13 protein-coding genes and 1 tRNA gene are annotated in these 17455 nt (G+C 49.8%); 10 read left to right on the top strand and 4 right to left on the bottom strand.

Features of this window, described 5'->3' with window-relative positions:
• The first annotated feature begins 105 nt into the window (after nucleotides 1-105).
• The 3 genes from DZE2538_RS04185 to DZE2538_RS04175 are packed head-to-tail and all read left to right on the top strand — an operon-like array spanning nucleotide 106 to nucleotide 5144.
• Nucleotides 106-2268, top strand: coding sequence for a type I secretion system permease/ATPase (locus tag DZE2538_RS04185; RefSeq protein WP_071603555.1), 2163 nt, complete (start codon nucleotides 106-108; stop codon nucleotides 2266-2268).
• A 15-nt stretch (nucleotides 2269-2283) separates the two neighbouring features.
• A complete protein-coding gene (locus DZE2538_RS04180) occupies nucleotides 2284-3699 on the top strand; it encodes an HlyD family type I secretion periplasmic adaptor subunit (protein WP_080638950.1) in 1416 nt (471 codons plus the stop codon).
• The gene (locus DZE2538_RS04175; protein WP_038915664.1) at nucleotides 3699-5144 is read left to right on the top strand and encodes a TolC family protein; all 1446 of its coding nucleotides are present in this window, start codon (nucleotides 3699-3701) and stop codon (nucleotides 5142-5144) included. The genes DZE2538_RS04180 and DZE2538_RS04175 overlap by 1 nt, the downstream gene beginning before the upstream one ends.
• Nucleotides 5145-5471: 327 nt before the next feature.
• On the opposite strand, the gene DZE2538_RS04170 is transcribed toward DZE2538_RS04175, so the two are convergent.
• The 3 genes from DZE2538_RS04170 to trmB all read right to left on the bottom strand — a co-directional run bounded on the left by DZE2538_RS04170 (nucleotide 5472) and on the right by trmB (nucleotide 7374).
• On the bottom strand, nucleotides 5472-6188 hold the full coding sequence (locus DZE2538_RS04170) for a YggN family protein (RefSeq protein ID WP_038915663.1): 717 nt from the start codon (nucleotides 6186-6188) through the stop codon (nucleotides 5472-5474).
• A 122-nt stretch (nucleotides 6189-6310) separates the two neighbouring features.
• Nucleotides 6311-6655 (bottom strand): YggL family protein, encoded by a 345-nt coding sequence (locus DZE2538_RS04165; RefSeq protein WP_019844352.1) that lies wholly within the window; start codon nucleotides 6653-6655, stop codon nucleotides 6311-6313.
• Nucleotides 6655-7374, bottom strand: a complete 720-nt coding sequence (gene trmB / locus DZE2538_RS04160) for a tRNA (guanosine(46)-N7)-methyltransferase TrmB (RefSeq protein ID WP_038915662.1) — start codon at nucleotides 7372-7374, stop codon at nucleotides 6655-6657. The genes DZE2538_RS04165 and trmB overlap by 1 nt, the downstream gene beginning before the upstream one ends.
• Before the next feature lie 158 nt (nucleotides 7375-7532).
• Between trmB and mutY the strand changes: the two genes are divergently transcribed.
• From mutY to ansP, 4 genes are all read left to right on the top strand, one after another.
• Nucleotides 7533-8618, top strand: a complete 1086-nt coding sequence (gene mutY, locus DZE2538_RS04155; RefSeq protein ID WP_038917103.1) for an A/G-specific adenine glycosylase — start codon at nucleotides 7533-7535, stop codon at nucleotides 8616-8618.
• A gap of 2 nt (nucleotides 8619-8620) precedes the next feature.
• The gene (locus tag DZE2538_RS04150) at nucleotides 8621-8893 is read left to right on the top strand and encodes an oxidative damage protection protein (protein WP_016942159.1); all 273 of its coding nucleotides are present in this window, start codon (nucleotides 8621-8623) and stop codon (nucleotides 8891-8893) included.
• A gap of 54 nt (nucleotides 8894-8947) precedes the next feature.
• Nucleotides 8948-10030, top strand: a complete 1083-nt coding sequence (gene mltC, locus DZE2538_RS04145) for a membrane-bound lytic murein transglycosylase MltC (RefSeq protein WP_019844355.1) — start codon at nucleotides 8948-8950, stop codon at nucleotides 10028-10030.
• 450 nt (nucleotides 10031-10480) lie between these two features.
• Entirely contained in the window at nucleotides 10481-11938 is a 1458-nt protein-coding gene (gene ansP, locus DZE2538_RS04140) for an L-asparagine permease (RefSeq protein ID WP_038915660.1), read from the top strand.
• An 87-nt stretch (nucleotides 11939-12025) separates the two neighbouring features.
• Here ansP and DZE2538_RS04135 read toward each other — a convergent pair whose 3' ends face one another.
• Entirely contained in the window at nucleotides 12026-14179 is a 2154-nt protein-coding gene (locus DZE2538_RS04135) for an ornithine decarboxylase (protein ID WP_038915659.1), read from the bottom strand.
• Nucleotides 14180-14837: 658 nt separating this feature from the next.
• Between DZE2538_RS04135 and DZE2538_RS04130 the strand changes: the two genes are divergently transcribed.
• The 3 genes from DZE2538_RS04130 (at nucleotide 14838) to DZE2538_RS04120 (ending at nucleotide 17452) form a co-directional block, all read left to right on the top strand.
• Nucleotides 14838-14913, top strand: a tRNA-Phe gene (locus DZE2538_RS04130).
• A 673-nt stretch (nucleotides 14914-15586) separates the two neighbouring features.
• On the top strand, nucleotides 15587-16693 hold the full coding sequence (locus DZE2538_RS04125; protein WP_038915658.1) for an ABC transporter substrate-binding protein: 1107 nt from the start codon (nucleotides 15587-15589) through the stop codon (nucleotides 16691-16693).
• Between the two features lie 231 nt (nucleotides 16694-16924).
• Nucleotides 16925-17452, top strand: a complete 528-nt coding sequence (locus DZE2538_RS04120; protein ID WP_038915657.1) for a P-loop NTPase family protein — start codon at nucleotides 16925-16927, stop codon at nucleotides 17450-17452.
• The last annotated feature ends 3 nt before the right edge of the window (nucleotides 17453-17455 follow it).

Genomic DNA, 17455 nt, shown 5'->3' with positions numbered 1-17455 from the left:
TTCCGGCCTCGAGCTATTTTTAGCCTGAGGCCGGATTTTTATAGTGTACTTAGCCATATTTATGGCTTTACCAGGATAGATACAACTTAAAAGGCATAGACCTTAATGAATTCGCCACAATTATCCAACACTGATACCCAAGCTAATCAGACAACAGGCCATAATGATGTTGAAGACGCTGGCATAGTCGCTTTGGTATTAATTGCCAGGTATCACAAACTTGCTGCCGATGCCCGACAGATAAAACATACAGCGGGAATAGGCTCTGCCCGTTTGTCGGATCGGGATATTATCTTAGCCGGACGCTCGCTTGGCCTAAAAGCCAGGATGGTCAAGGTACAAAAAAAGCGGGTAGTCACTACGCCTTTTCCTGCGCTGGCTCTAGATAAGCAAGGGCAACATTTTATTGTCACGGCCTGTGATGGTGAGCGGGTATTAGTTCTGGAGTCAGGTGCAAGTAAACCAACCATGATCGATATTTCGATTCTGTTTGAGCGTTGCGACGGCCGCCTGATACTGTTTGCATCCCGCGCGTCTTTAACTGGTGATTTAGCAAAATTCGATTTCACCTGGTTCATTCCCGCTATTGTCAAATATCGGAAAATATTGCTGGAGGTATTTTTTGTTTCAGCACTGATACAGCTTTTTGGCCTGGTCTCGCCGCTTATGTTTCAAGTAGTCATGGACAAGGTATTGGTCAACCGCGCATTTTCCACGCTAAGTGTGGTTTGTATTGCATTATTCGTCAGTGCGGTTGCTGAAGTATTACTGACTGGGCTGCGTAATTATGTCTTTTCACATACTACCAATCGTATGGATGTGGAGTTAGGGGCACGTATGTTTCGACATATTCTCGCTTTACCTATTGGGTATTTTGCTGCCCGCAGGGTGGGAGATACCGTTGCCCGGGTGAAAGAGCTAGAGAATATTCGTAACTTCCTCACCGGTCAGGCGCTTACTGCTGTAATAGATGGCATTTTCTCCATTTTGTTTATCGCTGTCATGTGTCTTTACAGCATTAAACTGACGCTGATCGTGCTGGTTTCACTCCCCGTTTACACTGTTATTACCACAATCATTGTTCCGGGTTTACGCCGTCGGCTAAATGAGAAATTCGCACGTGGTGCCGATAATCAGTCGTTCCTGGTTGAAACAATTTCCGCGATAGAAACAGTCAAAACGTCAGCAGTTGAGCCTCTCTTTACGCGCCAATGGGACAATCAACTGGCAGCTTATGTGGCAGCTTCATTTCGTGTTAATAACATCAGTAATATTGGGCAACAGTTGGTTCAACTGGTTGGCAAGCTTGTCACTATACTGACACTCTTTTTTGGCGCGAAACTGGTTATTAGTGGCAGTCTCTCTGTGGGGGAATTAATCGCTTTTAATATGATGTCACAGCGTGTTGCTGCTCCTGTTTTGCGTCTCGCACAATTATGGCAGGATTTTCAGCAGGTCGGTATTTCCATGCAGCGTCTGGGAGATATTCTGAACACCCGTACTGAAATTCAGCATAGTCGTCAGTCTCAGCCGGGCATCAACGGGGCAATACGTTTTGATAATGTTCGTTTCAGATACAGGCCAGAAGCTCCTCTGGTGCTTAATGGCGTCTCTCTTGATATTCAACCCGGCAAGATTATCGGTGTTGTGGGTCGTTCTGGCTCAGGAAAAAGCACACTGACTAAGTTGATTCAACGTCTTTATTTACCCGAAGCGGGCCGCATATGGGTTGATGGGATTGATATCGCGCTGGCTGATCCGGCGTGGTTGCGTCGCCAAATTGGGATTGTGCTACAGGAAAACATCCTTTTTGGACGCTCGATTCGAGAGAACATTGCACTTTCGGATCCCAGCATTTCACTTGATGCCGTAATTCACGTGGCAAAACTGGCAGGAGCGCACGAATTTATTAGCGAAATGCCAGAAGGGTATGACACGCGAGTGGGAGAACACGGTGGAGGTCTTTCCGGTGGTCAACGCCAGCGTATCGCTATCGCACGAGCACTGATTACCAATCCCCGTATTTTGATCTTCGACGAGGCAACCAGCGCCCTTGATTTTGAAACCGAGCGTGTCATTCAACAAAATATGGCGGCAATTTGTCGAGGGCGGACGGTGATTATCATTGCCCACCGCCTTACAGCAGTAAGACATGCAAACACCATTTTTGTCATGGAAAACGGAGTGGTTTCCGAGCAAGGAGACCATAACGAGTTGCTCGATAAAAAAGGGTTGTATTCCCATTTGGTTTCTCTTCAACAATCGTAGCGACGAGAAATAATCATGCTGAAATTAGTCGCTTTTTTTGATCTGGTACGTAGATATTGGGATGTTCTTGTTGCTTCCTGGTCTATTCGTAAACGATTGAACAGTGTTCCCCGTCAAGAACATGAGCTTGCTTTTTTACCTGCAAGTATTGAGTTAGCAGAAACGCCTGTTCACCCAGCCCCTCGTTGGGCGATGCGGGTTATTGTTGCGCTCGCTGTCGCAGTCATGTTGATAGGGCTGTTGGGAAAACTTGATATTGTGGTTGTTGCCAAAGGCAAGCTGGTGCCGGATGCGCGAGTCAAGGAGATCCAACCAGCAATTACCGGTGTTGTGAGTCGTATTGCTGTGGAAGATGGACAGTGGGTGACGGCCGGGGCCATATTAATGGAGTTAGACCCAACCCAGGCTCAGGCTGATGTTGCTAAAGCTCAGACCTCAAGGCTTGAGGCTGCGTTAGCAGCAGCACGGGCGCGGGCATTACTTGATGCACAAACAGAGAATCGCCAACCGGTTATCTCGTCAGTTGACGGACTAGGTCCTGATGACTTGCATAATGCAACGCGTTTTGCTGAAGGGATTTTTCATGAGTATCAGGATAAAATATCCCATTCTGATGCTGAACTTGCTCAGCATCAGGCAGAACTCGCAAGTACACTTCATGATATTGATCGGCTGCGTGCGACTGCACCATTGGCACGCGAGCAAGCCAGTAATTATAAAGCACTGGTCAAAGATAATTACGTCGCTAAAAACGATTATCTTGCCAAAGAACAGATCGCGTTAGAGCAAGAGCATGATCTCGCCGCCAAATTGAGCCATGCTGATGAACTGAAGGCAGCGATTGTCGCACAAAAAGCGGATAAATCATCTATAGGTTCGCAGTTCAGAAGAGAGCAGCTTGATGCGCTTGATAAAGCAGAACAGCAATTTAAACAAAGCTATGAGGATGAAATAAAAGCAAAAACTCGTCAGCGTTTGTTAGTTCTCACCTCGCCAGTTGCAGGTACTGTCCAGCAACTGGAGGTCCATACTATCGGCGGTGTCGTGACCAGCGCACAGAGGGTGATGGAGATCGTACCGGATGATGCAATGGAGGTTGAAGTACATATTGCGAATAAAGATATTGGATTTGTAAGAACAGGCCAAGAGGTGGTGATCAAAATAGAAGCCTTCCCTTATACCTACTATGGCTATGTCACCGGAACGGTCAGGTCAGTTTCAAATGACGCAGTACAGGATCGAACACATGAGCTGAATTTCACCGCTCGCATCCATATCAACACAAACCGTATTCACGTAGGAGAACGGTGGATAAATCTGACACCAGGAATGGCAATCACTGCCGAGATAAAAACAGGGAAAAGACGTGTATGGGAATACTTTTTTGACCCATTAATCCGGATGACTCAGGAAAGTTTAAGGGAAAGATAATGACCATTATTTTACGACATTACTTAGGTACAGTGATGGGCGTTATATTTAGTATTGCCCATCCATCACAAGTCATTGCTGCAGATATCTTTGGTACAGATACAGACATTCCCCCTACAGCAGCAGTTCCATTAGTAAATAATCCGACCTGCCAGTTCGGACCGGTGAAAGAACCATTACTATTAACTGATGCGGTTGAGCGCTCTTTATGTAATAACCCAAAGACTGGAGAAGCTTGGGCACAAATAAAAGCGCAGGCCGCTGCTCTAGGTACGGCCAAAGGTGCTTATTTACCGACGCTTTCTTTGAGTGGTCAACAGATTAAAGAAGATTCAAAAACAGTGATTCCAGGTCATTCAGCGTTTAATTCTAGTAATTCGTCTCCTAGTTACTCTGGTAGTGTATCGTTGAACTGGGTTTTGTATGATTTTGGCGGCCGCTCGGCAGCCCTTGATAAAGCCAGAGCGTTGCTTATTGCTGCACAAACCAATCACATGCAAACACTTCAGACAGTTTTTATTACGACAGCGAAAGATTATTACAACGCACAGGCTGCAGCAGGAGAGCTTGCTGCTGCAGTAGAAACAGAACGAATTGCCCAGAAGAGCCTTGATGTTGTAATTAGCAAAGAAGAGCATGGTGCTGCATCAAAGGGAGATGAATTACAGGCAAGAACGGCCTACTTACAAGCCAGAACAAATCGCACAAAGTCTGAAGGAAACTGGCAATCCGATATAGGTATCCTTGCTGGAGATCTGGCCTTGAGGCCAGACATGCCCATTTTATTACCTGCCGTTGATGAAGGAGTTAAACCTGATAATGACTTTCAGAAATCAGTATCGGCTTTGATTGATGAAGCAATACGCACCCATCCAGGCATTCTAGCTGCGCAGGCCCAGCTTAAAGCAGCAGAGGCAGATGTAAATCAGACTAAGGCAGAAGGAATGCCTAGTTTAAGTCTTATCGTAAAATCCAGTCATGACAATCAGCGCGTGAACGAAGGATTGGGGCAGCCTTATTTGAAGACCAAGCATACTGATAATTATGTGGGTGTTCAGGTATCAGTACCTTTATTTGAAGGATTTACCCGGGAATATAAAATCAGAGAAGGTATTGCGCACATCGAGGAGAAACAACAGTCCTTGGATGATGTGCGGAATAACGTCGAAGTTGATGTCTGGAAAAGTTATCAGTCACTGACAGTGGCGACCAATAACCTGCCTGTAACCCAAGATCTCCTTTTTACTGCAAGACGATCTTATGATGCAGCAGAGCATCGTTATGAAAACGGAGTAGGCAGTATTCTGGAGTTACTTAATACGCAAACTGCTTTATCTGATGCTAAGAAGCAATATATCGAGTCATTAACTGGCTGGCGCTATAGCCGACTAGAATTAGCTGAAAAATTAGGCTATTTAGGATTAGATAAAGTGGGGAAGAATTAATAGGGATCTCCAGTTCTTTACGGAAATTCTTCTATTAAAAGTGATCGCTAGCGCGATCACTCAACTGATAGCAATGAAATGCATATGAAGATATATCATTTGTAGCTACATTTTCACATTGAGTTTTAAGAGGTGGTAATCAGAATGTGTGATTGGCCTATTTTGATATACCTACGCCAACAGCAGAACCATGTGGAATATAAATGTGAAGAGACTCTGTAACCTGGCGATGAGCCGTTTTATTATCAAGCTCGGTGACCACCTGAGTGGTCACCGTTAATATGGGGGTGACGCTGAATGACGAGCTTTCACCCCTATGAAAAAAGGTTATTTAATTGACTTCAATAACGTCTGACGTTGATTTTCCAGTGCCGTCACCCGATTGCAAACATCGTGACCAAAACGCTGAAAATCTGATTCCTGCGTTTTCCACTCAGTTTGAATGGCTTGTTGCAGCCCCCCCAGATTACCCATCATCGCCTGCAACGGATTACCGCCGCTGCTGCCCAGTTGTTTGACGCCCATTTCATTGAGGCTATCTTGCAAGACACCACCCATTGTCCGCTCGACAATCTGCTGTCCGTCCTGCTCAACTTGCTTAATCGCCTGATGATGGAAAGCCAGACCATCGCTGCGATGCTCGATAATCCGGTTCATCTGCTGTTTTAGCTGCTCATCCAATGACCCCAGCCGGTTACGCACATTACTGTCGCTGCCGAGCTGTTGCACAATCACCTTGTCTAATGCCTGACGCGCTTTCTCCAGGTGTTGGCGTGCCCCTTCGTCAATCCACGGCAGTTGCTGGCGCAATTCAGCCTGATACGACTGAGCCTGCTGACGCTGTGCACTATTGAGGTTCAGCGCATTGCCGTTGCTCAATACATCCCCTTGCGGTGAAATTTGCAGATTACCGCTGGCACCGACCACGCTCACACTCTGTGGGCTGATAATGATGTCGTCTTGTGGTTGAACATGGCATTGATAGGCTGCCTGTGCTTGCCAGGCCAGTAGCATCAATGCTCCCAAGGTCATTTTACGCAACATAAAAACTCCTGAAAAAACGGCGTCAAACACCAGCCGCAACACCCGGCGGCAAAGGCTTCACCACAGTCATCACCGGCGTACTTCACCGATGATGACGGCATTGGTGACAAAAAACGCGCGATTTAACCGAGGTGAGCGGGCAGATCCCACCAAATGTCGAACAAATCGCTGACCGTTACTTCCGTCAACTGATGTGACTCCAGCCAGTTACGCACCAGTTCACGCTGTTCATCGGTGCAGTTACCCAGTTTTTGCAGGCACACCAGACCTTCCCACTGCAGATAGCCGCTGCCTTCAAACGCCAGGCCGTTTGGCTCGATCACCTCATCAACAAACAGATCCAGCGTGCGATCAATATCTCCCACACTGGTTCCTTGCGCAAAACGCCAGCTAACCGAAAAACCAAACTCCTGAAACTCATCGATATGCAGTTTCTTGCGTAAACGACGACTCCGATTCTTAGCCATTATTGATTCCTCTCAAACATCAGATCCCAGACGCCATGCCCCAGCCGTTGGCCGCGGGCCTCAAATTTAGTCAACGGCCGTGAAGCCGGACGCGGTACATAATCATTATGGTCAGACAGATTGCGGTAACCTGCGACCGTACTCATCACTTCGAGCATATGTTGCGCATAAGGTTCCCAGTCAGTCGCCATATGGAACACCCCGCCAATCGCCAATTTCCGCAGCACCAGCTCAGCGAACGGTGCTTGTACAATGCGACGTTTGTTATGGCGCGCTTTGTGCCACGGGTCAGGGAAAAACAGTTGCACCATGGCAAGCGAACCGTCGGGAATCATTCGCTCCAGCACTTCTACCGCGTCGTGGCACATCACCCGCAGGTTGTCGACGCCCGCTTCCTGAGCGGCCCCCAGACAAGCGCCCACACCGGGGACATGCACTTCGATACCGATAAAATTCTGTTCCGGGTGCTGCTGCGCCATCGTCACCAGCGATGCCCCCATCCCAAAACCAATCTCCAACACCACTGGTGCCTCACGCCCAAATAACTGGGTGAAATCCAGCGGCTCATTCTGATATTCCACGCCCATCACCGGCCAAAAATCATCCAGCGCCTGTTGCTGTCCTTTGGTCAGGCGGCCCTGGCGGCGCACAAAACTGCGGATTCTGCGCAGTGGACGCCCGTTTTCATCGAATTCCGGAGAGATGACGTTATTGATCATAATGCGTTCTGTAAGTCTGATTGGGTTGGGAAAACGCGCATTATCCAAGGATACGGTTGTTTAGCAAGTAGGCGGAGGCGGAAAGTTCCGGTTTACAGTACATTCACTCTGTGCTGCAATCGCTGTCAAATTTTTACCTGCCGGATAACGACGCCTCTATGATGCAAGCGCAACAGTTCGCGCAACAGGTGCTGGAGTGGTACGAGCGCTACGGACGTAAAACCTTACCCTGGCAGCTCGAAAAAACCCCGTATAAAGTCTGGCTGTCAGAAGTGATGCTACAGCAGACCCAGGTCACCACCGTCATTCCCTATTTCGAACGGTTTATGGCGCGCTTTCCTACAGTGCGAGAACTGGCTGCGGCGCCATTAGATGATGTACTGCACCTGTGGACCGGGCTTGGCTACTATGCCCGCGCCCGCAACCTGCACAAAGCTGCACAAACGATCGTCGAACGCCACGGCGGCGACTTCCCTACCCGATTCGATGACATCGTCGACCTGCCCGGCGTGGGCCGTTCCACAGCGGGTGCTATTCTCTCGCTGTCGCTCGGTCAGCACTATCCGATTCTGGATGGCAATGTCAAACGGGTATTAGCACGTTGCTACGCCGTCGCTGGCTGGCCGGGGAAAAAAGAGGTCGAGAAGCAGCTGTGGACGTTGAGCGAAACTGTCACCCCGGCGCTTGGTGTCGAAAAATTTAATCAGGCGATGATGGATTTGGGGGCCATGGTCTGCACCCGCAGCCGCCCCAAATGCGAACTCTGCCCGCTCAGTAACGGTTGTGTCGCTTACGCTAACCATAACTGGGCAGAATATCCTGGCAAAAAACCCAAGCAGACATTACCGGAAAGGACCGCCTGGTTCTTGCTGATGCAACAGGCACAGACTGTTTGGCTGGAGCAACGTCCGCCGGTCGGCCTGTGGGGCGGCCTGTACTGTTTTCCGCAATTCACCACGAAAGATGAATTGGTGCAATGGCTCAGTCAGCGCGGCATCCCCCAACAAGGGCTGCGTCAGGGCATTGCCTTTCGTCATACCTTCAGCCATTTCCACCTGGATATTGTACCGATGTGGCTGGAGGTCTCCGACACAGGTTCCTGCATGGATGAAGGTGCCGGTCTTTGGTATAACTTAGCGCACCCGCCGTCCGTAGGGCTTGCCGCCCCGGTAGAACGGTTGTTACGCCAGTTGGCTCAGCCACAATCGGTCTTCGCTGACGCCTGTGCACATGATGAGGAATAAGCATGAGCAGAACCATTTTTTGTACTTTTTTACAACGTGACGCCGAAGGGCTCGACTTCCAGCTTTACCCCGGTGAACTGGGTAAACGCATTTATAACAACATTTCGAAAGAAGCCTGGGCACAGTGGCAAACCAAGCAGACCATGCTTATCAACGAGAAAAAACTCAACATGATGAATGTGGAGCACCGCAAGCTGCTGGAACAAGAGATGGTGCAGTTCCTGTTTGAAGGCAAGGACGTGCATATCGACGGTTACACCCCGCCGCAACACTAAATGACAAGGGCCGACAGGCCCTGATGCATTCCTGATCCCGTACGGCTAGATACAATGAAGAAACTGCTTGCTTTGCTGCTTGTCGCCCCGTTGTTGATCTCCTGCTCCAGCAAGAAAGGAGGTGAGAACAACGAGGCGTTTATTAAAGACACCAACGCCTTCGACATTTTGATGGGGCAATTCGCCAATAACATCGAAAACATCTGGGGATTGAACGAGGTTCTGATCGCCGGCCCCAAAGACTACGTCAAATACTCTGATCAATATATGACGCGTAGTCACGTCAACTTCGACGCCGGTACCATCACCATCGAAACCATTTCTTCAACCAACTATCTGGCCAGTCTGCGTCAGGCGATTATCACTACCCTATTAATGGGGGATAACGCCAGCAATACCGACCTTTATTCCGATGCCAACGATATCCAGATAAGCCGTGAACCCCTGCTGTACGGTCAGGTGCTGGACAACACCGGCCAGCCGATTCGCTGGGAAGGCCGCGCGGGCAATTTTGCTGATTATCTGCTGCAGAACAAGTTGCAACGCCGTACATCCGGTATGAAGGTCATCTGGTCGGTCACCATTCAACTGGTGCCGAACCACCTGGATAAACGTGCGCACAAATATTTGCCGATGGTGCGTCAGGCTTCCGAACGCTATGGCATCGACGCCTCGTTGATTCTCGCTATTATGCAAACCGAATCCAGTTTCAACCCGTATGCGGTTAGCCGCTCTGACGCGTTGGGGCTGATGCAGGTGGTACAACACAGTGCCGGACGCGATGTATTCAAAATGAGAGGGAAATGGGGCCAGCCAAGCCGCAGCTACCTGTTTGACCCGGAGAACAACATTGATACCGGTACGGCCTATCTGGCGATGCTGAAAAACGTCTACCTGTCTGGTATTCAGGATCCGACGTCACAACGCTACGCCATGATCACCGCCTATAACGGCGGCGCGGGCAGCGTATTACGGGTCTTCTCCAGCGATAAAGACACGGCGTTTGGCATTATCAATACCATGTCGCCCAGCCAGGTCTACCAGACCCTGACGACACGCCATCCGTCTGCTGAATCACGCCATTATTTGTACAAGGTTAACTCGGCGCAGAAAAACTATCGCGGTTATAGCCGCTGATATCTCGCAGCAACCAGCGGTGTCTGTTCAGGACACCGCTTGCTTCCAAACCCCCTCTATTTTTTGTCGCCTCCAGCGCCATTTCTGCATCACCTCATTAGCAATGATTAACAAATGACCATTGCAAACGATTGGTTACAGTCATAAGCAAACACTATCTAAAAAGCCAATCAATAGACTTAACGACTAAGAAAATAGCATTTATCCAATTAATCACTTACTAAAGGAGAAAAATGAAGCATACAAGCAAAACAAAGTGAAGGAATCAACGCAGAGAGTTTTTGCCTCTCCGGTCAGGAAACGGTAGCATCGCTGGCGTTTTTAGCTCCCCTGCACCGCAGAAGCAAAAACGCTATTCGTATGATGAAAAGCAAGCCACACGATGAACCAGGCTGTGACACAACAGCTAACTTCATGCTCCTGAATGACAGACAAGGAATCAAACGGGCAATGAATCAACATAACAATGAGGCCGAGCACCACGCCAAACGGCGTTGGCTCGAGTCACACGAAGCGGGTTACCACAAAAGCATGGGTAACCGTCAGGTGCAGATGATCGCTATCGGTGGTTCGATTGGTACCGGCTTATTTCTCGGCGCGGGCGCGCGATTGCAGATGGCTGGCCCGGCACTGGCGTTGGTGTACCTGACGTGCGGTATTTTCTCGTTTTTCATTCTGCGAGCACTGGGCGAATTGATCGTTCACCGTCCTTCCAGCGGAAGTTTTGTTTCCTATGCCCGCGAGTTTTTGGGTGAAAAAGCCTCTTATGTCGCCGGCTGGATGTACTTCCTCAACTGGGCGATGACCGGCATCGTCGATATCACCGCTGTCGCGCTTTACATGCACTATTGGGGTACTTTTGCCGATGTTCCCCAATGGATGTTTGCGCTCGGGGCACTGGCTATCGTCACTACCATGAACATGATTGGCGTGAAGTGGTTCGCCGAGATGGAATTCTGGTTCGCGCTGATCAAAGTCGCCGCGATTTCCCTGTTCCTGATCGTGGGCACAATTTTTCTCGGCTCCGGTAAAACGCTGGATGGCAACATTCCGGGGTTACACCTGATAACCGATAACGGCGGTCTGTTTCCGCACGGTCTGTTACCCGCATTGGTGCTGATACAAGGGGTTATCTTTGCGTTCGCCGGGGTAGAGCTTATCGGTACCGCCGCTGGCGAGTGTAAAGACCCGGAAAAGACACTGCCCAAAGCGGTCAACAGTGTTATCTGGCGTATCGGCCTGTTTTACGTCGGCTCCGTCATCCTACTGGTCTGCCTGCTGCCGTGGAACGCCTATCAGGCCGGACAAAGCCCGTTTGTTACCTTCTTTAGCAAACTGGGTGTCCCTTACATCGGCACTATCATGAATATCGTGGTGCTCTCGGCGGCACTCTCCAGCCTTAACTCCGGGCTGTATTCTACCGGCCGCATCCTGCGTTCATTGTCTCAGGGCGGTTCAGCACCGAAATTCCTTGGCAATATGAACGCGCAGTCAGTGCCTTATGCCGGGATTCTGGTTACCGTCTGTATCCATGTGATTGGGGTATTCCTGAACTATATTGTGCCGTCGCAGGTATTTGAAATCGTACTGAACGTGGCTTCGCTCGGCATTATCAGTTCCTGGGCATTCATCATTATTTGTCAGATGAAGCTGCGTCAGGCCATTCATCAGGGCAAAGCCAAACCGGTCTCTTTCCGTATGCCGCTGGCACCGTTTTCCTCCTGGCTGACACTGGCTTTCTTGCTCAGCGTGCTGGTACTGATGGCGCTGGATTATCCTAACGGCACCTGGACTATCGCTACGATTCCGGTGCTGGCCGTCCTGCTTATCGCGGGCTGGTATGGGCTGCGCAAACAAAAAGAGGACGCCAACCGCCTGAAAGCAGAGCATGAGAAAACAGCAGGGTAAGTAACTGAAGCTCGATTAAAAAAACCGGGGATTCCCCGGTTTTTTATTTAGCAGGATGGAACACGTGGTAAGGATGGAGCCAGCCAGTTAGCGGGCAATCACATTCGCGCACAGACGTTTGCTACCGTCTTCCTGCGCCACACTGTAAACGCCTTGTAGTTCCGGCGCAAAGCCTGGCATCAGGTTAATACCAGCTTCGAGAGCCTGGAAATAATGCAGTACCGCACCACGCCACACTTCCCCCGGCACCACGCACAACACGCCCGGTGGGTAAGGCAATGCACCTTCAGCAGCGATTCGCCCCTCCGCCTCAGCCAGCGGCACTAAATCCACCTCGCCACGGATATACGCAGTGTGCGCGTCCTGTGGTAATACCACCGCCTGCGGGAAAGAGGCTTTACGGAACATCTCTTTTTGCAGCCGTTTCACGTCATGGCTGGCGTAAAAATCATGCATTTCCTGACACAACTGCCGCAACGTATAACCGGTATAACGCTGTTCATATTTGTGATACAGGCTCGGCAAGACTTCGCTTAACGGCGCATCCTGTTCGATCAGTTGCTCAAACTGCACCAACGCCGCCACCAGACGCTCCATCTTCACGCTGTCTTCTGCTGGTGTCAGCAAGAACAAAATCGAGTTCAGATCGCATTTCTCGGGAATGATGCCGTGCTCACGCAGGTAGTTGGCGAGAATCGTCGCCGGAATACCAAATGGGGTATACGCGCCGGTTGCCGCGTCAATCCCCGGCGTAGTCAGCAACAGCTTGCACGGGTCAACAAAATACTGTTGTTGCGCGTAGCCTTCAAAAGCATGCCAGTTGTCGCCCGGCTCGAAGTTAAAGAAACGCACGTCTTGAGCCATCACATCGGTGTCGTGATCCTGCCAGCGTTTCCCACCCACCATCGGCGGCACAAACGGTTTGATAAGCGAACAGTTCTCCAGCAGTTGTTTACGCGCTTCAATCCCCAGCCTGACGCATTCCATCCACAGCCGACGACCGCTCGGCCCTTCGTGCATTTTGGCGTTCACATCCAACGCCGCAAACAGCGGGTAAAACGGGCTGGTGGAGGCATGCAGCATGAAGGCGTTATTCAGGCGCTTATGCGGACAAAAGCGTTTTTGCCCACGAATATGGTTATCTTTCTTGTGGATTTGCGACGTTTGTGAGAAACCCGCCTGCTGTTTATGCACCGACTGGGTGACAAAAATCCCTGGGTCGTTCTCGTTTAAATCCAGCAACAGTGGCGAGCACTGCTCCATCATCGGGATGAACTGCTCATATCCCACCCAGGCAGAGTCAAACAAAATGTAGTCACACAGGTGACCGATGCTATCCACCACCTGGCGGGCGTTATAGATAGTGCCGTCGTAAGTGCCCAATTGAATGACGGCCAGTCGGAACGGCCTGGCTTCATCAGCACGGTCCGGGGCGGCTTCGCGAATAAGCTCGCGCAGATAGCCTTCATCAAAACAATGCGCGTCCACCCCACCGATAAAACCAAAGGGGTTACGGGCCGTTTCCAGATAAATTGGCGTCGCCCCCGCCTGAATCAGCGCACCATGATGGTTGGATTTGTGGTTATTACGATCAAACAGCACCAGATCGCCGCGTGTCAGCAACGCGTTGGTCACCACTTTATTCGCCGCCGACGTCCCGTTCAGCACAAAGTAGGTTTTATCGGCATTGAATACGGTGGCGGCAAATTTCTGCGCTTTTTTAGCGGCACCTTCATGGATCAACAAGTCGCCCAATTTCACATCGGCGTTGCAGATGTCGGAGCGAAACATGTTTTCGCCATAAAATTCGAAAAACTGACGGCCTGCCGGATGCTTGCGGAAAAATGACCCGCCCTGATGTCCTGGGCAGGCAAATGTGGTATTACGCATGCCAACATATTTAGACAGCGTATCGAAAAACGGTGGCAACAAACGAGCCTGATACTCCGCAGCCACTTTTTCCAGTTGCAGCGCGTGTTCCCCGGCTTTATCCAGACTCAGCCACTCGCTGCCCGGTGGCAGCTGTTCTTCACCGGTGTGCCACGGCTCACGCACCACGAATGCCGGAATACCGAAACCGGAGTGATGCATCACCGACAGGATGCCGCTGCGCGCTTCCTCAACCGACACCACGACGGCCGCGATATCGGTAAAATCGGTCTGACTGAGCGCCACAATCGGACGCAAGGTGATTAGACGGGAGGCAACCGCCGCATTAGCCGCAATTTTTAACTGTTTCATGTACCCAAACCCAAACGGTCAAGAATGAGTGTACGTGCCCGAAAGACACCGCGCAGAGATAACGCTACGTGTTAAGCGTAACGTACCCCATCAACTACTGCCCAAAACGACAAACAGCATGCCAGCTAACCGCGACAAATGTATGACCCGCGCCAACAGCACAGGGAAATACGCATCATCTGGGACCAGCACCGTCCGATAGACATCAGTAAAATCAGAGACCGAACGGCTCTATTTTTAGTCATGCCTAACAGTGGGCGTCAGCACGCCTCACCGCATGGTGGTAAGGGATAATCGGAAAAACAGGGATGGGGTTAACGCAATGCGTTCAGAGTGCGGCAACAACAGCGGAGATCCGGCGCACGGTGTCTGTACCATGGGCGTTGAATCTGACATATCCGCAATCCTCTAAATAACCGCAGGTGAAAGGTAAGCTAAAAACCGCGCAATAGTGGCATTATTTTTCACCGAATTCAAGAAAACGAATGTGACAGTATTTATCGGCGCATTACCGCCTGCCATCAGGCTTGCCAGCGCCCCACCCCGCTCGTCAAATCAACAGCGAACAGGGGCGACTGGCTGAAAATAGACCAACCGCAGCGATTGTGACAGAAACTCGTTGACGCTCATCGCGATATACGGTTTAATGCGCCCCGTTGCCCGGATAGCTCAGTCGGTAGAGCAGGGGATTGAAAATCCCCGTGTCCTTGGTTCGATTCCGAGTCCGGGCACCACTTATTCAGAAAAACCAGCCTACGGGCTGGTTTTTTGCTTTTGGCGTTCTGTTAGATTTCTGGTCGTTGCAACACGTTATTTGCTTGCTGGATTTCTCGCCATTTTCGCAGATGTTCGTTACTTTTAGACACCTTAACACCCTCTGATGTGCCTTTTCCTTACCTCACAGCTACGGTCTTTCTACGCTCCTCTACGGTTCCTTTCTTTCAGATCATTCATAATGAAGTAGAAAACACGGGGGAAACAGGGAAACTTACACATCGACCAAAGGGGAGTCAAAACTGGGGTTCAGGAGCGAGAGTTCAAAGTGATTAAATTGAGCCATGATATGTAGTTATCTCAAACCAGGCATGACGACATCTCAAAATGATAGAAAAAATATAAATATAATCAATAAATTATAAACAATACTGTTTTTGATTATCTCAAAAACCGCAAATCCAACATATCAAATCTACGTTTAAAAGATCTTCAACACAGAGAGGTATCGGCTGTTGCCTGCCTGGCGGCCATCAGGAACAGGAATCGTCAACAAAACACTTAACCTTTACTAATACCTGCATGTTGTTTCCTAATCTTCCTCTATCCCGCTGGCCTTTAATGCGAATTTTTATTATTCTTATTCAGCTTTTTCGGCGCGTGATTCCAGGTCATATAAGAAGAGAGGTCAGGATGTTGTTCAGTATTTTCAGGGGTATCGTGTTACTCGGTTTATCGGTCATTAGCGGTGTTTCCATCGCCGCACAAGTGACGATTAATGACACCGCCGGGCGCAACGTGACCGTTGATGTGCCGGTTAAACGCGCCATTCTGGGCTTTTACTTTGAAGACTACATGGCCGTCGGCGGTGATAAAGCCTTTGATCATGTCGTGGGTATCTCGCGCGAAGCCTGGCGCGGCAAGGTTCCGGCCAACTGGGAGATGTACGTGAAACATCGCCCTTCACTGGCAACGCTGCCCGATATTGGCGAAGTTGACCTGCATAACGTGTCAATTGAGAAGTTGATCAGCCTGAAACCCGATGTGGTGATCCTGGCGAGCTGGCAATATCAGGCGCTGAAAGCAGAAGTTGCCACCCTTGAGCAACTGCATATCCCTGTCGTCGTAGTGGATTACAACGCTCAGACGGTCGCTCTGCATGTGAAATCAACTCAAATATTTGGTCAACTGACGGGAAACACCGAACGTGCCAATGAGATAGCGCACTTTTATCAAAGCAGCATCGAAACGGTAGAAGCACGTATCGCTGCAGCCCATAAACCTAAACCCAAAGTGTATTTTGAATTCGGTAACCGTGGCCCGTCCGAATACTCCTTTACCTACGGTCAAAACATGTGGGGATCGATGCTCGATTTAGCCGGTGGCGATAATATTGCCGCCCCCTATGTGAAATTGTGGGGAATCATGAACCCTGAGCAAGTGCTGAGCAGCAAACCAGATGCCGTGTTCTTCTCCGGTCGTGAGGACAACAAAGTCGCCGATGCAATGCTAATGGGCGTGGGTGTGAATAAAGCGGATGCTGAGGCCAAATTGCGTGGGTTCACTCAGCGCGCTGGCTGGGAAGATTTTCCTGCGGTGAAAAACCAGCAGGTGTTCGCGGTTTATCAGGGCGCGTCACGCACGTTGTCTGACTTCGCCATGGTGCAGTTTATTGCCAAATCCCTCTACCCTGAGTTATTCAAAGATATCGATCCGGTCAAAAACTATCTCGACTATTACCGTAAATATCTGCCGGTGGTTCCACAGGGTACCTTTGCCATTTCACTGACAAAACCCTGAGCCACAAACCGTTCTGACTTAGCAGCACAAGAACGGTAAAAAGCCCCCCTTATGCTGCAACGTGCTTGCTTAACATCCTGGCCTTAAGGCCGGGATGTTCTGTTATCGCGCCAGTGGCAGCATCATTCGAGATAATCCCCCCCTCCCGTTAAGCGGCCGATTAATAATAGAACAATGACATCAACGTCAGTATTATTGGCTCGGGTTCAGCGGCGATGAATGAGAGTCTCGATGAAACTTTCCGATTTAGGCGACAGAATTTGCATTATCGGCCCATCAAATAGCGGTAAATCTACTCTGGCGCATGCCATCGCGAAGAAACGTCATCTGGAGGTTATTCATCTGGACCGTTTTTTCCATATCCCCTATTCGAACTGGCAAGAACGTCCATTCAATGAATTTCTGCTATTGCACGATGCGGCAATCAATAAAGAGAAGTGGGTCATGGATGGAAATTATAAAAGATGCCTGCCGCAGCGTTTATCCCGTGCCACCGGGCTTATTTTGCTTGATGTATCCACACTGGCGAGTTTGTCTCGCTATGTGAATCGCACACTGTTTCAATACCAGCGTTATGGTGGTCTGGAAGGAGGAAAAGACAGACTGAACTGGAAAATGGTCCACCATATTGCCGCTGTCACGCCAGGGAACCGGAAATACTATGCTGAGCTTTTTGAAACGCTGGCACTCCCCAAAATAAAGCTCGCGTCCATTAAAGAAATCAACAAACAGTTTGATGCGTGGGGTCTCACAAGATAGCTC

This window comes from Dickeya zeae NCPPB 2538, from assembly GCF_000406165.1.
Classification (GTDB): domain Bacteria; phylum Pseudomonadota; class Gammaproteobacteria; order Enterobacterales; family Enterobacteriaceae; genus Dickeya; species Dickeya zeae.
This window is presented reverse-complemented; position numbering and strand designations above follow the sequence as displayed.

What these genes read in the sequence shown, in the direction of transcription:
- DZE2538_RS04185 (WP_071603555.1), top strand. Translation starts at nt 106, where the DNA reads ATGAATTCGCCACAATTATCCAACACTGATACCCAAGCTAATCAGACA.
- DZE2538_RS04180 (WP_080638950.1), top strand. Translation starts at nt 2,284, where the DNA reads ATGCTGAAATTAGTCGCTTTTTTTGATCTGGTACGTAGATATTGGGAT.
- DZE2538_RS04175 (WP_038915664.1), top strand. Translation starts at nt 3,699, where the DNA reads ATGACCATTATTTTACGACATTACTTAGGTACAGTGATGGGCGTTATA.
- DZE2538_RS04170 (WP_038915663.1), bottom strand. Translation starts at nt 6,188, where the DNA reads ATGTTGCGTAAAATGACCTTGGGAGCATTGATGCTACTGGCCTGGCAA.
- DZE2538_RS04165 (WP_019844352.1), bottom strand. Translation starts at nt 6,655, where the DNA reads ATGGCTAAGAATCGGAGTCGTCGTTTACGCAAGAAACTGCATATCGAT.
- trmB (WP_038915662.1), bottom strand. Translation starts at nt 7,374, where the DNA reads ATGATCAATAACGTCATCTCTCCGGAATTCGATGAAAACGGGCGTCCA.
- mutY (WP_038917103.1), top strand. Translation starts at nt 7,533, where the DNA reads ATGATGCAAGCGCAACAGTTCGCGCAACAGGTGCTGGAGTGGTACGAG.
- DZE2538_RS04150 (WP_016942159.1), top strand. Translation starts at nt 8,621, where the DNA reads ATGAGCAGAACCATTTTTTGTACTTTTTTACAACGTGACGCCGAAGGG.
- mltC (WP_019844355.1), top strand. Translation starts at nt 8,948, where the DNA reads ATGAAGAAACTGCTTGCTTTGCTGCTTGTCGCCCCGTTGTTGATCTCC.
- ansP (WP_038915660.1), top strand. Translation starts at nt 10,481, where the DNA reads ATGAATCAACATAACAATGAGGCCGAGCACCACGCCAAACGGCGTTGG.
- DZE2538_RS04135 (WP_038915659.1), bottom strand. Translation starts at nt 14,179, where the DNA reads ATGAAACAGTTAAAAATTGCGGCTAATGCGGCGGTTGCCTCCCGTCTA.
- DZE2538_RS04125 (WP_038915658.1), top strand. Translation starts at nt 15,587, where the DNA reads ATGTTGTTCAGTATTTTCAGGGGTATCGTGTTACTCGGTTTATCGGTC.
- DZE2538_RS04120 (WP_038915657.1), top strand. Translation starts at nt 16,925, where the DNA reads ATGAAACTTTCCGATTTAGGCGACAGAATTTGCATTATCGGCCCATCA.